We start from the raw sequence: 14012 nt of genomic DNA, 5'->3' as shown, positions 1-14012 counted from the left end.
GCGCAAGCATCTCTTGCCTTGCGGAGCACGCTCGCGCTACCAAGATCGGCAATGAGCGAGCGGGGCGAGATCATCTTTTCAACATGATATCCATGTGGATCGCCCAGACGTCGGCCGCCGCCGACACGTCCGGCGCCGGTGGGGGTCAGGGGTGGCTGCTCGACCCCGAACTCGTCGACCCGGCTTATAGCCAGACGATCGCGGGGGGCGAGATCCAGACCGCCTTTCCGCCGCCGCCTCCACCCCCGCCGCCGACGCCGGAGTGGCTGAAGTCGCTGCTCAATGCGATCGGCAATTTCTTCGAGTGGAGCGCGCCCGCGGCGAAGCCGCTGATGTGGATCGGGATCGCGCTGATCCTGCTGTTCCTCCTTTACCATTTCGTCCCCGCCTTTGCGCGGTGGGTCGACAATCTGCGCTTTGGCCGCAAGCGCGGCGACGCGGATGCCGACGATCCTGTCGGACAGGCCGAGGCCGGCGCGGCGCGCGCACTGCTCGCCGAGGCCGATGCACTCGCCGCCGAGGGGCGCTTCGCCGAAGCGGTGCATCTACTCCTCTATCGCAGCGTCGAGGATATCGAAGGGCGCCGCCCCGGGCTTGTCAAACCCGCGATGACTTCGCGCGACCTGGCCGATGCGCACGACCTGCCGTCGGTTGCGCGCGGCGCGTTCGGCCGCATCGCGCGCGCGGTCGAAATCAGCCTGTTCGGCGGGCGATCGATCGACGCCGGGGCGTGGGAGCAATGCCGCGCGGCCTATGCCGAGCTGACGGTGCCGAAGAATTGGGCGCGCGCATGAGCGGGGCCTTCACCGACGATCATGGGTTTAACCCGCGACTGAACGCCGCGGTCGTCGCGATCGGCGTGGTCGCTTTCATCGCGCTCTGGGCGCTGATCGCGCTCGGGCCGCAGCTCAGCAGCGGCAATGACGGCGGCGGCCATGCGCTGTCGAAGGCGGCGCCGGGCTATGCCGCGATCGTTGACCTTGCCGAGCGCGCGGGCGCCGAGGTCGAACTGCGGCGGAGGGTCGAGACGGAGTCTTATGGGGAATATGAGCCGCTGCTGGTTCTGACGCCGACACACCGCACCCGCGCTCCCGAGATCGCCGAACTACTCGACGGACACCGGGCCGGCCCCGCGCTGATCATACTGCCCAAATGGCAAACGATGGCAGTGCCCGGCCAGACGCCCAAGCCCGGCTGGGTCAGCGTCGGCCTTCCGGTCAAGCCGCGCGATGCCATGCTTCCGCCCACGCATTTCGGCAAGGTTGCGATCAAGGCCGCGCCGGGCAAGGCGCAGGACGTGCAAGCGCGCCTGGCGGGACACAGCTTCACTGCCTGGCTGCCGGCCAATGTGCAGACGATTTCGGGTGACAAACTCGAAACGCTGATCGCCGCGCCGGGTGGGGGGGCGGTGCTGGCGCAGGTCGGCGACCACGATCTTTACATTCTTGCCGACCCCGACCTCATCAACAATCTAGCCTTTGCCTCGCGCGACCGGGCGGTCGGCGGCGCGATGCTGATCGACGCCATCGCCGACTATGCCGATGCCGACGGGCTCGCCTTCGACGTGACGCTCAACGGCTTCGGCGGGCAGCGTTCGCTGCTCCGCTTCGCTTTCGTCCCGCCCTTCATCGGCATCACGCTCTGCCTACTCGCGGCGGGGCTGCTCGCGCTGTGGCAGGCGTGGATGCGCTTCGGTCCGGCGTTGAAGCCCGGCCGCGCGATCCCGGTGTCGAAGGCGGCGCTGATCGCGAACAGCGCCGACCTCATCAAGCAGGCACGCCGCGAACTCGACGGTGCCGACGCTTATGTAAAGAGCCAGCGCATCGCGATCGCGCGGCGCCTGCACGCGCCCGCCGGACTCGACGGCGCCGAAACCGACGCGTGGATCGACCGGCATTTGGGGAAAGGCAGCGACCTTTTCTCGTCGCTCGCGCGGCGGCTGCCGCTCGCGCGCAACACGCATGAATTCCTTGCAGACGCGCAGGCGCTGCACGACATCAGGAAGGATCTACTCCGTGACAGCTAATCCCGTCGCCCAAAGGTTCGAAAGCGTTCAGGCGCTCGGCGCCGCGATCGAGAGCGAGGTCGCCAAGGCCGTGTTCGGGCAAGGGCCGCTCACCCGCATGGTGACGATCGCGCTGCTCGCGGGCGGCCACGTCCTGCTCGAAGGTCCGCCCGGGACCGCGAAGACGTTGCTCGCGCAGGCCTTCGCGCGCGCGACGGGGCTCGATTTCGGGCGCATCCAGTTCACCCCCGACCTGATGCCCGGCGACATTTTGGGGTCGAATCTGTTCAACTTCCAGACGTCGAGCTTCACCCTGACCAAGGGGCCGATCTTCACCGAATTGCTGCTCGCCGACGAAATCAACCGCACGCCGCCCAAGACGCAGGCGGCATTGCTCGAGGCGATGCAGGAACGGCATGTGACGATCAATGGCGAGCCGCACGCGATGAGCCCGCGTTTCACCGTGCTCGCAACGCAGAATCCGATCGAACAGCAGGGCGTCTATCCGCTTCCCGAAGCGCAGCTCGACCGCTTCCTGTTCAAGCTTGTCGTCGATTATCCCGACGCCGACGAGGAACGCCGCATCGTCGCCGACCATGGCGGGCGCTTCAAGAGCCCGGTGGTCGGCGATTTCGGGGTGACGCAGGTCGCCGATGCGAAGGCGATCGGCGACGCGATCGACACCATCGCGACGGTGCGCCTCGCCGAGGAGATCGTCGATTATGTCGTCCGCCTCGTCCGCGCGACGCGCGAGAGCGCCGACCTCGAATGCGGCGCGTCGCCGCGCGCCGCGACCCTGCTCGCGCGCGGGGCGTGCGCGGCGGCGGCGCTCGACGGGCGCGACTATGTGATCCCCGACGACGTCCAGCGCCTCGCCGCGGGCGTGCTTCGCCACCGTGTCATCCTGTCGGCGGCGGCCGAGATCGAGGGCCGCAATGTCGAACAGGTCGTTTCGGCCCTGCTCGAACGCGAAGAGGTGCCGCGTTGATCTATCCGACCCGCCGCGCGATCTATCTGCTGCTCGCGGGCGCCCCGATGGCGCTCGCGCTCGGGCTGATCCGGCCCGAGCTGTGGCTTGTCGCGCCCGGCTGGATCGGGGCGATCCTTGCCTGCCTGATCCTCGACACGATTTCGGGTGCGAATCCCCGCCATCTGACGCTCGATGCCCGCTTCCCGCATCAGGTCGGCGTTGGCGACCCGTTCGACCTGTCGCTCATCGCAAGCGGCCACAGCGTTCCGCCGCATGCCGAATTCGCGCTCGCGCTAGACGAAAGACTCGCCGAGGACGGGCGCCTCGCGGGCGATATGCGCAGGGTGGCCACGGGCGATGCACTCGTCCGCACATTATCGCTCACCGCATCGCGGCGCGGGCAGGCGCGGCTCGACGCGCTGTGGATCCGCTGGGCGGGACCGCTCGGACTCGTATGGAAACAGCGCAAGTTCGAGATCGGCGGCGCGACCCATGTCGTCCCCAGCCTGCGCGCGGTGACCGACGAGGGCAGCCGGCTGTTCCAGCGCAACAGCTGGTTCGGCCTTCGCCAGCAGCGTTTCCGCGGCGAAGGTACCGAGTTCGAGGCGCTCGCCGAATATCAGCCGGGGATGGACCGGCGCGCAATCGATTGGAACGCGTCGGCGCGCCACGTCAAATTGCTCGCCAAGGAATATCGCGTCGAGCGCGACAACCGCGTCGTGCTCGCAATCGACAGCGGGCGGACGATGGCCGAACCCGTCGGCGGCATGCCGCGCGTCGACCGCGCGGTGTCGGCGGCGCTGCTGCTCGCCTATGTCGGGCTGAAGCTCAATGACCGCATCAGCTTCTTCTCCTTTGCCGCCAAGCCGCAGGCGCTGACCCCCGCCTATATGCACACGCAGGATTTCCCGGCGCTGCAGCGCGCCGCGAGCCTGATCGACTATGCGCATGTCGAGAGCAATTTCACCCTCGCGCTGACGACGCTCAGCGCGCAGCTCAACCGTCGCTCGCTGATCATCCTCTTCACCGAATTCACCGACGCGACGAGCGCCGACCTGATGATCCGCGCAGCGGGGCGGCTCGTGCAAAAACACCGCCTGCTCTTCGTCGTGATCCGCGACGAGGAGGTCGAGAGCGAGGAGCGGCGCCGGCCCGAGACCGGCGCCGACGTGACGCGGTCGAACGTCGCCGCGGCGATGCTGCGCGACCGGCAGCTGGTGATCGCGCGGCTCCAGCGCCTCGGCGCGGATGTAATCGAAGTTCCCGCCGACGCGATGGGGGCGAGCGCGGTCGAGGCCTATCTCGGCATCAAGAGGCAGGGCAGCCTGTGATCCCGCCCGCCGCTCCAGCCCGCGTGATCGACGCGCCGAACTTCTCGACCAGCCGTTTCCGCGCCGAGCGCGAGGCCGACTGGATCGCCTTCGACCTTCTGCTCACCAAGCTCGAGAAGAAGGGTGCGAAGGCGCTGACCAGCGACGAGCTGCTCCAGCTTCCCATCCTCTATCGCGCGACGCTCTCGTCCTTGTCGATCGCGCGCGCGACGAGCCTCGACAGGGCGCTGCTCGATCATCTCGAGGCGCTGTCGATCCGCGGCTATTTCCTCGTCTATGGCGTGCGTGAAAGCCGCTGGAACCGCCTCCGCCGCTTCTTCCTCTACGACTGGCCCGCCGCGGTGCGCTCGGTGTGGAAAGAGACGCTGATCATCGCGCTCGTCATCCTGCTCGGCGCGCTGACCAGCTATTCGCTCGTCGCGAGCAACCCCGAATGGTATTTCAATTTCGTCGACGAGGAGATGTCGGGCGGCCGCGACCCGCGCGCGACCGCCGAATATCTCCAGACGACGCTCGGGCACGGCAAGGCGGCGGCGGAAAAGGGCGAAAGCGGGCTGCACGTCTTCGCGACCTATTTGTTCACGCACAACAGCCGCGTGTCGATCCTGTCCTTCGCGCTCGGCTTCGCCTTCGGCGTCCCGACGCTGATGCTCGAATATTATCAGGGGATCGGGCTCGGCGCGATGATGGCGGTCTTTTCCGCCAAGGGGCTCGGTTTCGATTTCGGCGGCTGGCTGTTCATCCACGGCACCACCGAATTGTTCGCCGCCGCCTTGTCGGGCGCCGCGGGCCTGCGGATCGGGACGGCGGTCGTCTTTCCCGGCGCGCGCGGGCGGTTGCAGGCAGCGTCGCAGGCGGGGCGAACCGCGGGCAAGGTGATGGTCGGCGTGATCCTGATGCTGTTCGCGGCCGGGCTGCTCGAAGGCTTCGGGCGCCAGCTCATCACCGACACGATGCTGCGCTATGCGACGGGCACGCTGATGCTGCTCTTCTGGCTCGCCTATTATTACATCCCGCGGCGCGAGGATGTGACGTGACCGCCGCCGCCAACGCGAAACATCGCGCCGCCAGCGCGAAGAAGATCCGCCAGTTCGTGACCCCCGAAGGCGTCGATCTGGAGCTCAAGATCGCGAGCGCGGGACTGCGCTTCGGCGCGTTGCTCGTCGATCTGCTGCTGATCCTGCTCGCGCTGTTCCTCTTTTCGCTGTTCATGCTGTGGGTCGGCCTCGCTTCGCAGTCCGACGTCACCGTCGTCGTGTGGCTGCTCGGCGCTTTCGTGCTGCGCACCTTCTGGTTCATCGGCTTCGAGCTCGGCTCGCGCGCCGCGACGCCCGGCAAACGCCTGATGGGCATCCGCGTCGTCGCGCGCGACGGCGGCCGCCTGACCGCCGACGCGGTGGTCGCACGCAATTTGATCCGCGAGCTCGAAATCTTTCTGCCGCTGATGATGCTCGGGGCCGGCGCGGCGGAGGATATGGTTTCGGGCTGGATCATGCTTGCCGGCATTCTCTGGTCGCTGACGCTCAGCCTGTTTCTGCTGTTCAACCGCGACCGGATGCGAATGGGCGATCTGATCGCGGGCACGTGGGTGGTGATGGCGCAGCGCGTCAAGCTCGACGCAGACATCGGAGTCGATGCGGCGGGCGGCGCGATGACCTTCACCGAGGCCGAACTCGCGGTCTACGGCATTTTCGAGCTGCAGGAACTGGAGCGGGTTCTACGCGGCCGCGATCCGCGCGCGATGCGCGAGGTCGCCGACGCGATCCGCGCCAAGATCGGGCGCCCGGTCGCCGAAGAGGATGACGTCTTCCTGCTTTCCTATTACCGCCAGTTGAAAGCCCGGCTCGAACGCAAGCTGCTGTTCGGCAAAAGGCGAGAGGATAAATATGCCAGCGACTGATACGAGCGTGACCGAGGCTCTCCACGCGCGCCGCTCGGTGCGTGCCTTTACCGACAGGCCGGTCGATCCGGCGCTGCTGAAGGAGATTTTCGCGGCGGCGCAGCGCGCGCCCTCGGGCGGCAATCTGCAGCCGTGGCAGGTGACGCTACTCACCGGCGAACCGTGGCAGGCGGTGAAGGATGCCGTGGCGGCGCGCATCGCGATGGGGCGCGAGGGGCATGAGCCCGAATATGATATCTATCCGCCGGCGCTGACCGAGCCCTGGACCGACCGCCGCTTCGGGGTCGGCGAGGCGCTCTACGCCTCGCTCGGCATCCCGCGCGAGGACAAGGCGGGGCGGCTCGCTCGGTTCATGGACAATTACCGGGGGTTCGGCGCACCGGTGATGCTTTTTCTCCATTGCTCGCGCATCATGGGGCCGCCGCAATGGTCGGACATGGGGATGTGGCTGCAATCGGTGATGCTGCTGCTCGTCGAACAGGGCCTCGCGAGCTGCCCGCAGGAATGCTGGGCGATGTACGGCGCGACGGTGCGCCGCACGCTCGGGCTCGACGACGGACAGATTTTGTTCACCGGGCTCGCGATCGGCTATGCCGATACCGAAGCGGCGGTGAACCGGTGGCCGGTGCCGCGCGCGCCGCTGAATGAAGTGATCGATTGGCAGGGGTTTTGAGGATGCAAATGTCCGGGTTCCGTTATGCGGCGGCAGCGACGCTGATGCTGGTCGTCGCGGGCTGCGCCGCGATCCCCCAGCCTGGGGCCCCGCCCCCCGCACCGCGGCCCGTCGCGCCCGCGCCGGCGCCGGCGCGGGCGCGACGGGCCGCGGTGCGGGGGGCGGGGCCTCAGGCTGGGGGATCGCGGCGCAGCCCGCGACGACCAGCATCAGCGTCGCTGCCGCCGCATAACGGAACCCGGACATTTGCATCCTCAAAACCCCTGCCAATCGATCACTTCATTCAGCGGCGCGCGCGGCACCGGCCACCGGTTCACCGCCGCTTCGGTATCGGCATAGCCGATCGCGAGCCCGGTGAACAAAATCTGTCCGTCGTCGAGCCCGAGCGTGCGGCGCACCGTCGCGCCGTACATCGCCCAGCATTCCTGCGGGCAGCTCGCGAGGCCCTGTTCGACGAGCAGCAGCATCACCGATTGCAGCCACATCCCCATGTCCGACCATTGCGGCGGCCCCATGATGCGCGAGCAATGGAGAAAAAGCATCACCGGTGCGCCGAACCCCCGGTAATTGTCCATGAACCGAGCGAGCCGCCCCGCCTTGTCCTCGCGCGGGATGCCGAGCGAGGCGTAGAGCGCCTCGCCGACCCCGAAGCGGCGGTCGGTCCAGGGCTCGGTCAGCGCCGGCGGATAGATATCATATTCGGGCTCATGCCCCTCGCGCCCCATCGCGATGCGCGCCGCCACGGCATCCTTCACCGCCTGCCACGGTTCGCCGGTGAGTAGCGTCACCTGCCACGGCTGCAGATTGCCGCCCGAGGGCGCGCGCTGCGCCGCCGCGAAAATCTCCTTCAGCAGCGCCGGATCGACCGGCCTGTCGGTAAAGGCACGCACCGAGCGGCGCGCGTGGAGAGCCTCGGTCACGCTCGTATCAGTCGCTGGCATATTTATCCTCTCGCCTTTTGCCGAACAGCAGCTTGCGTTCGAGCCGGGCTTTCAACTGGCGGTAATAGGAAAGCAGGAAGACGTCATCCTCTTCGGCGACCGGGCGCCCGATCTTGGCGCGGATCGCGTCGGCGACCTCGCGCATCGCGCGCGGATCGCGGCCGCGTAGAACCCGCTCCAGTTCCTGCAGCTCGAAAATGCCGTAGACCGCGAGTTCGGCCTCGGTGAAGGTCATCGCGCCGCCCGCCGCATCGACTCCGATGTCTGCGTCGAGCTTGACGCGCTGCGCCATCACCACCCACGTGCCCGCGATCAGATCGCCCATTCGCATCCGGTCGCGGTTGAACAGCAGAAACAGGCTGAGCGTCAGCGACCAGAGAATGCCGGCAAGCATGATCCAGCCCGAAACCATATCCTCCGCCGCGCCGGCCCCGAGCATCATCAGCGGCAGAAAGATTTCGAGCTCGCGGATCAAATTGCGTGCGACCACCGCGTCGGCGGTCAGGCGGCCGCCGTCGCGCGCGACGACGCGGATGCCCATCAGGCGTTTGCCGGGCGTCGCGGCGCGCGAGCCGAGCTCGAAGCCGATGAACCAGAAGGTGCGCAGCACGAAAGCGCCGAGCAGCCACACGACGACGGTGACGTCGGACTGCGAAGCGAGGCCGACCCACAGCATGAACAGCGAAAAGAGGAACAGCGCGAGCAGGATCAGCAGCAGATCGACGAGCAACGCGCCGAAGCGCAGTCCCGCGCTCGCGATCTTGAGCTCCAGATCGACGCCTTCGGGGGTCACGAACTGGCGGATCTTCTTCGCGCTGGCGGCGCGATGTTTCGCGTTGGCGGCGGCGGTCACGTCACATCCTCGCGCCGCGGGATGTAATAATAGGCGAGCCAGAAGAGCAGCATCAGCGTGCCCGTCGCATAGCGCAGCATCGTGTCGGTGATGAGCTGGCGCCCGAAGCCTTCGAGCAGCCCGGCCGCGAACAGCATCAGGATCACGCCGACCATCACCTTGCCCGCGGTTCGCCCCGCCTGCGACGCTGCCTGCAACCGCCCGCGCGCGCCGGGAAAGACGACCGCCGTCCCGATCCGCAGGCCCGCGGCGCCCGACAAGGCGGCGGCGAACAATTCGGTGGTGCCGTGGATGAACAGCCAGCCGCCGAAATCGAAACCGAGCCCCTTGGCGGAAAAGACCGCCATCATCGCGCCGAGCCCGATCCCCTGATAATATTCGAGCATCAGCGTCGGGACGCCGAAGGCGAAGCCGAGCGCGAAGGACAGGATCGACACGCGGCTGTTGTGCGTGAACAAATAGGTCGCGAAGACGTGCAGCCCGCTTTCGCCCTTTTCCGCCGCCGCCTTGCCGTGCCCGAGCGTCGTCTGGAGATATTCGGCGGTCGCGCGCGGGTCGCGGCCGCCCGACATCTCCTCGTCGACGAAATTGAAATACCATTCGGGGTTGCTCGCGACGAGCGAATAGCTGGTCAGCGCGCCGAGCAGGATGACGAGCGCGATGATCAGCGTCTCTTTCCACACCGAGCGCACCGCGGCGGGCCAGTCGTAGAGGAAGAAGCGGCGGAGGCGGTTCCAGCGGCTTTCACGCACGCCATAGACGAGGAAATAGCCGCGGATCGACAGCGCCTCGAGATGATCGAGCAGCGCCCTGTCGAGGCTCGTCGCGCGCGCGATCGACAAGGACGAGAGCGTCGCGCGATAGAGGATGGGAAGCTGGAGCAGCTCGTCGCTGGTCAGCGCCTTCGCACCCTTCTTCTCGAGCTTGGTGAGCAGAAGGTCGAAGGCGATCCAGTCGGCCTCGCGCTCGGCGCGGAAACGGCTGGTCGAGAAGTTCGGCGCGTCGATCACGCGGGCTGGAGCGGCGGGCGGGATCACAGGCTGCCCTGCCTCTTGATGCCGAGATAGGCCTCGACCGCGCTCGCCCCCATCGCGTCGGCGGGAACTTCGATTACATCCGCGCCGAGGCGCTGGAGCCGCGCGATCACCAGCTGCCGGTCGCGCAGCATCGCCGCGGCGACGTTCGACCGCGTCACGTCGGCGCCGGTCTCGGGCCGGCGCCGCTCCTCGCTCTCGACCTCCTCGTCGCGGATCACGACGAAGAGCAGGCGGTGTTTTTGCACGAGCCGCCCCGCTGCGCGGATCATCAGGTCGGCGCTCGTCGCGTCGGTGAATTCGGTGAAGAGGATGATCAGCGAGCGACGGTTGAGCTGCGCGCTGAGCGTCGTCAGCGCGAGGGTGAAATTGCTCTCGACATGCGCATAGTCGATCAGGCTCGCGGCGCGCTGCAGCGCCGGGAAATCCTGCGTGTGCATATAGGCGGGGGTCAGCGCCTGCGGCTTGGCGGCAAAGGAGAAGAAGCTGATGCGGTCATTGAGCTTCAGCCCGACATAGGCGAGCAGCAGCGCCGCCGACACCGCGCGGTCGACGCGCGGCATGCCGCCGACGGGTTCGGCCATCGTCCGCCCGCTGTCGATTGCGAGCACGACGCGGTTGTCGCGCTCGACGCGATATTCCTTGGCGAGCAATTTGACGTGGCGCGCCGACGCGTTCCAATCGATTGCGCGCCGGTCCATCCCCGGCTGATATTCGGCGAGCGCCTCGAACTCGGTACCTTCGCCGCGGAAACGCTGCTGGCGAAGGCCGAACCAGCTGTTGCGCTGGAACAGCCGGCTGCCCTCGTCGGTCACCGCGCGCAGGCTGGGGACGACATGGGTCGCGCCGCCGATCTCGAACTTGCGCTGTTTCCATACGAGTCCGAGCGGTCCCGCCCAGCGGATCCACAGCGCGTCGAGCCGCGCCTGCCCGCGCCGCGATGCGGTGAGCGATAATGTGCGGACGAGTGCATCGCCCGTGGCCACCCTGCGCATATCGCCCGCGAGGCGCCCGTCCTCGGCGAGTCTTTCGTCTAGCGCGAGCGCGAATTCGGCATGCGGCGGAACGCTGTGGCCGCTTGCGATGAGCGACAGGTCGAACGGGTCGCCAACGCCGACCTGATGCGGGAAGCGGGCATCGAGCGTCAGATGGCGGGGATTCGCACCCGAAATCGTGTCGAGGATCAGGCAGGCAAGGATCGCCCCGATCCAGCCGGGCGCGACAAGCCACAGCTCGGGCCGGATCAGCCCGAGCGCGAGCGCCATCGGGGCGCCCGCGAGCAGCAGATAGATCGCGCGGCGGGTCGGATAGATCAACGCGGCACCTCTTCGCGTTCGAGCAGGGCCGAAACGACCTGTTCGACATTGCGGCCCTCGATCTCGGCCGCCGCCGACAGGATGACACGGTGGCGAAGCACGCCCGCGGCGAGGCGCTGGACGTCGTCGGGGATCACATAGTCGCGCCCGTCGAGCGCCGCCGCCGCGCACGCCCCGCGCGCGAGCAGGGTCGCGGCGCGCGGCGACGCGCCGCATTCGAGGTCGGCGCTCTCGCGCGTCGCGCGGACGAGGCGGACGACATAATCGACGATCTCCTCGGCGAGGCGCACCGTCGCGATGGTGTCGATCGCGTCGCCGATCGCCTTCGCATCGGCGACCTGCGTCACCCCGAAATCGCCGACCACCGGGCTCTTGAAGCGCCCGCCATGGTCGGCGACGATGCGGCGTTCCTCGTCGGCGTCGGGATAATCGACGACAAGCTTGAACAGGAAGCGGTCGAGCTGCGCTTCGGGAAGCGGATAGACGCCCTGCTGTTCGATCGGATTCTGCGTTGCGAGCACGGTGAAACGCGGGCTCATCGCGTGCGGCTCGCCATTGATCGTCACATGCCGTTCCTGCATCGCCTCGAGCAATGCCGCCTGCGTCTTGGGCGGCGTGCGGTTGATTTCGTCGGCGAGCAGCAATTCGGTGAAGATCGGCCCCTTGGTCAGGGTGAAGCTCGACGTCTGGAAGTTGAACAGATTCGACCCCAAAATGTCGCCGGGCATCAGGTCGGGGGTGAACTGGATGCGCCCGAAATCGAGCCCCGTCGCGCGCGCGAAGGCCTGCGCGAGCAACGTCTTCGCGGTCCCGGGCGGACCTTCGAGCAGGACGTGGCCGCCCGCGAGCAGCGCGATCGTCACCATGCGGGTGAGCGGCCCTTGCCCGAACACGGCCTTGGCGACCTCGCTCTCGATCGCGGCGCCGAGCGCCTGAACGCTTTCGAACCTTTGGGCGACGGGATTAGCTGTCACGGAGTAGATCCTTCCTGATGTCGTGCAGCGCCTGCGCGTCTGCAAGGAATTCATGCGTGTTGCGCGCGAGCGGCAGCCGCCGCGCGAGCGACGAGAAAAGGTCGCTGCCTTTCCCCAAATGCCGGTCGATCCACGCGTCGGTTTCGGCGCCGTCGAGTCCGGCGGGCGCGTGCAGGCGCCGCGCGATCGCGATGCGCTGGCTCTTTACATAAGCGTCGGCACCGTCGAGTTCGCGGCGTGCCTGCTTGATGAGGTCGGCGCTGTTCGCGATCAGCGCCGCCTTCGACACCGGGATCGCGCGGCCGGGCTTCAACGCCGGACCGAAGCGCATCCACGCCTGCCACAGCGCGAGCAGCCCCGCCGCGAGTAGGCAGAGCGTGATGCCGATGAAGGGCGGGACGAAAGCGAAGCGGAGCAGCGAACGCTGCCCGCCGAAGCCGTTGAGCGTCACGTCGAAGGCGAGCCCGTCGGCATCGGCATAGTCGGCGATGGCGTCGATCAGCATCGCGCCGCCGACCGCCCGGTCGCGCGAGGCAAAGGCTAGATTGTTGATGAGGTCGGGGTCGGCAAGAATGTAAAGATCGTGGTCGCCGACCTGCGCCAGCACCGCCCCCCCACCCGGCGCGGCGATCAGCGTTTCGAGTTTGTCACCCGAAATCGTCTGCACATTGGCCGGCAGCCAGGCAGTGAAGCTGTGTCCCGCCAGGCGCGCTTGCACGTCCTGCGCCTTGCCCGGCGCGGCCTTGATCGCAACCTTGCCGAAATGCGTGGGCGGAAGCATGGCATCGCGCGGCTTGACCGGAAGGCCGACGCTGACCCAGCCGGGCTTGGGCGTCTGGCCGGGCACTGCCATCGTTTGCCATTTGGGCAGTATGATCAGCGCGGGGCCGGCCCGGTGTCCGTCGAGTAGTTCGGCGATCTCGGGAGCGCGGGTGCGGTGTGTCGGCGTCAGAACCAGCAGCGGCTCATATTCCCCATAAGACTCCGTCTCGACCCTCCGCCGCAGTTCGACCTCGGCGCCCGCGCGCTCGGCAAGGTCAACGATCGCGGCATAGCCCGGCGCCGCCTTCGACAGCGCATGGCCGCCGCCGTCATTGCCGCTGCTGAGCTGCGGCCCGAGCGCGATCAGCGCCCAGAGCGCGATGAAAGCGACCACGCCGATCGCGACGACCGCGGCGTTCAGTCGCGGGTTAAACCCATGATCGTCGGTGAAGGCCCCGCTCATGCGCGCGCCCAATTCTTCGGCACCGTCAGCTCGGCATAGGCCGCGCGGCATTGCTCCCACGCCCCGGCGTCGATCGATCGCCCGCCGAACAGGCTGATTTCGACCGCGCGCGCGATGCGGCCGAACGCGCCGCGCGCAACCGACGGCAGGTCGTGCGCATCGGCCAGGTCGCGCGAAGTCATCGCGGGTTTGACAAGCCCGGGGCGGCGCCCTTCGATATCCTCGACGCTGCGATAGAGGAGTAGATGCACCGCTTCGGCGAAGCGCCCCTCGGCGGCGAGTGCATCGGCCTCGGCGAGCAGTGCGCGCGCCGCGCCGGCCTCGGCCTGTCCGACAGGATCGTCGGCATCCGCGTCGCCGCGCTTGCGGCCAAAGCGCAGATTGTCGACCCACCGCGCAAAGGCGGGGACGAAATGGTAAAGGAGGAACAGCAGGATCAGCGCGATCCCGATCCACATCAGCGGCTTCGCCGCGGGCGCGCTCCACTCGAAGAAATTGCCGATCGCATTGAGCAGCGACTTCAGCCACTCCGGCGTCGGCGGCGGGGGTGGAGGCGGCGGCGGAAAGGCGGTCTGGATCTCGCCCCCCGCGATCGTCTGGCTATAAGCCGGGTCGACGAGTTCGGGGTCGAGCAGCCACCCCTGACCCCCACCGGCGCCGGACGTGTCGGCGGCGGCCGACGTCTGGGCGATCCACATGGATATCATGTTGAAAAGATGATCTCGCCCCGCTCGCTCATTGCCGATCTTGGTAGCGCGAGCGTGCTCCGCAAGGCAAGAGATGCTTGCGC

14 protein-coding genes are annotated in these 14012 nt (G+C 67.7%); 7 read left to right on the top strand and 7 right to left on the bottom strand.

What is annotated here, in order from left to right:
* Positions 1-83: 83 nt before the first annotated feature.
* From FG95_RS16380 to FG95_RS16410, 7 genes are all read left to right on the top strand, one after another.
* On the top strand, positions 84-794 hold the full coding sequence (locus tag FG95_RS16380) for a DUF4129 domain-containing protein (protein ID WP_037557270.1): 711 nt from the start codon (positions 84-86) through the stop codon (positions 792-794).
* Positions 791-2026 carry a DUF4350 domain-containing protein gene (locus tag FG95_RS16385; RefSeq protein WP_037557272.1) on the top strand — a complete coding sequence of 412 codons (1236 nt, stop codon included), beginning with the start codon at positions 791-793 and terminating at the stop codon, positions 2024-2026. Before FG95_RS16380 ends, FG95_RS16385 begins: the two co-directional genes overlap by 4 nt.
* A gap of 97 nt (positions 2027-2123) precedes the next feature.
* Positions 2124-2993, top strand: coding sequence for an AAA family ATPase (locus tag FG95_RS16390; protein ID WP_409581482.1), 870 nt, complete (start codon positions 2124-2126; stop codon positions 2991-2993).
* Complete coding sequence (locus FG95_RS16395; RefSeq protein WP_037557274.1) at positions 2990-4306, top strand: DUF58 domain-containing protein; 1317 nt, start codon at positions 2990-2992, stop codon at positions 4304-4306. The genes FG95_RS16390 and FG95_RS16395 overlap by 4 nt, the downstream gene beginning before the upstream one ends.
* Positions 4303-5343, top strand: coding sequence for a stage II sporulation protein M (locus FG95_RS16400; RefSeq protein ID WP_081933214.1), 1041 nt, complete (start codon positions 4303-4305; stop codon positions 5341-5343). The genes FG95_RS16395 and FG95_RS16400 overlap by 4 nt, the downstream gene beginning before the upstream one ends.
* Positions 5340-6206: an RDD family protein gene (locus FG95_RS16405; RefSeq protein WP_037557276.1), complete on the top strand. Its 867-nt coding sequence runs from the start codon at positions 5340-5342 to the stop codon at positions 6204-6206. The genes FG95_RS16400 and FG95_RS16405 overlap by 4 nt, the downstream gene beginning before the upstream one ends.
* Complete coding sequence (locus tag FG95_RS16410; RefSeq protein ID WP_037557277.1) at positions 6193-6879, top strand: nitroreductase; 687 nt, start codon at positions 6193-6195, stop codon at positions 6877-6879. The genes FG95_RS16405 and FG95_RS16410 overlap by 14 nt, the downstream gene beginning before the upstream one ends.
* A gap of 254 nt (positions 6880-7133) precedes the next feature.
* Here the strand turns inward: FG95_RS16410 and FG95_RS16415 are convergent, their stop codons facing one another.
* From FG95_RS16415 to FG95_RS16445, 7 genes are all read right to left on the bottom strand, one after another.
* Complete coding sequence (locus FG95_RS16415; protein ID WP_037557277.1) at positions 7134-7820, bottom strand: nitroreductase; 687 nt, start codon at positions 7818-7820, stop codon at positions 7134-7136.
* Complete coding sequence (locus tag FG95_RS16420; RefSeq protein ID WP_037557276.1) at positions 7807-8673, bottom strand: RDD family protein; 867 nt, start codon at positions 8671-8673, stop codon at positions 7807-7809. Before FG95_RS16420 ends, FG95_RS16415 begins: the two co-directional genes overlap by 14 nt.
* A complete protein-coding gene (locus tag FG95_RS16425) occupies positions 8670-9710 on the bottom strand; it encodes a stage II sporulation protein M (RefSeq protein WP_081933214.1) in 1041 nt (346 codons plus the stop codon). The genes FG95_RS16420 and FG95_RS16425 overlap by 4 nt, the downstream gene beginning before the upstream one ends.
* Positions 9707-11023: a DUF58 domain-containing protein gene (locus FG95_RS16430; protein ID WP_037557274.1), complete on the bottom strand. Its 1317-nt coding sequence runs from the start codon at positions 11021-11023 to the stop codon at positions 9707-9709. Before FG95_RS16430 ends, FG95_RS16425 begins: the two co-directional genes overlap by 4 nt.
* Positions 11020-11889: an AAA family ATPase gene (locus tag FG95_RS16435; RefSeq protein ID WP_409581482.1), complete on the bottom strand. Its 870-nt coding sequence runs from the start codon at positions 11887-11889 to the stop codon at positions 11020-11022. The genes FG95_RS16430 and FG95_RS16435 overlap by 4 nt, the downstream gene beginning before the upstream one ends.
* Before the next feature lie 97 nt (positions 11890-11986).
* Positions 11987-13222, bottom strand: coding sequence for a DUF4350 domain-containing protein (locus tag FG95_RS16440; protein WP_037557272.1), 1236 nt, complete (start codon positions 13220-13222; stop codon positions 11987-11989).
* Positions 13219-13929: a DUF4129 domain-containing protein gene (locus tag FG95_RS16445; RefSeq protein ID WP_037557270.1), complete on the bottom strand. Its 711-nt coding sequence runs from the start codon at positions 13927-13929 to the stop codon at positions 13219-13221. Before FG95_RS16445 ends, FG95_RS16440 begins: the two co-directional genes overlap by 4 nt.
* Positions 13930-14012 lie beyond the last annotated feature (83 nt).

The sequence above is a fragment of the Sphingopyxis sp. LC363 genome, from assembly GCF_000756385.1.
Lineage (GTDB): Bacteria > Pseudomonadota > Alphaproteobacteria > Sphingomonadales > Sphingomonadaceae > Sphingopyxis.
The sequence above is the reverse complement of the archived record's forward strand: the minus strand, read 5'-3'. Positions and strand labels throughout refer to the sequence as shown.

Excerpts from the sequence above, each read along its gene's own strand:
- FG95_RS16380 (WP_037557270.1), top strand. The coding sequence starts at position 84 with ATGATATCCATGTGGATCGCCCAGACGTCGGCCGCCGCCGACACGTCC.
- FG95_RS16385 (WP_037557272.1), top strand. The coding sequence starts at position 791 with ATGAGCGGGGCCTTCACCGACGATCATGGGTTTAACCCGCGACTGAAC.
- FG95_RS16390 (WP_409581482.1), top strand. The coding sequence starts at position 2,124 with ATGGTGACGATCGCGCTGCTCGCGGGCGGCCACGTCCTGCTCGAAGGT.
- FG95_RS16410 (WP_037557277.1), top strand. The coding sequence starts at position 6,193 with ATGCCAGCGACTGATACGAGCGTGACCGAGGCTCTCCACGCGCGCCGC.
- FG95_RS16415 (WP_037557277.1), bottom strand. The coding sequence starts at position 7,820 with ATGCCAGCGACTGATACGAGCGTGACCGAGGCTCTCCACGCGCGCCGC.
- FG95_RS16435 (WP_409581482.1), bottom strand. The coding sequence starts at position 11,889 with ATGGTGACGATCGCGCTGCTCGCGGGCGGCCACGTCCTGCTCGAAGGT.
- FG95_RS16440 (WP_037557272.1), bottom strand. The coding sequence starts at position 13,222 with ATGAGCGGGGCCTTCACCGACGATCATGGGTTTAACCCGCGACTGAAC.
- FG95_RS16445 (WP_037557270.1), bottom strand. The coding sequence starts at position 13,929 with ATGATATCCATGTGGATCGCCCAGACGTCGGCCGCCGCCGACACGTCC.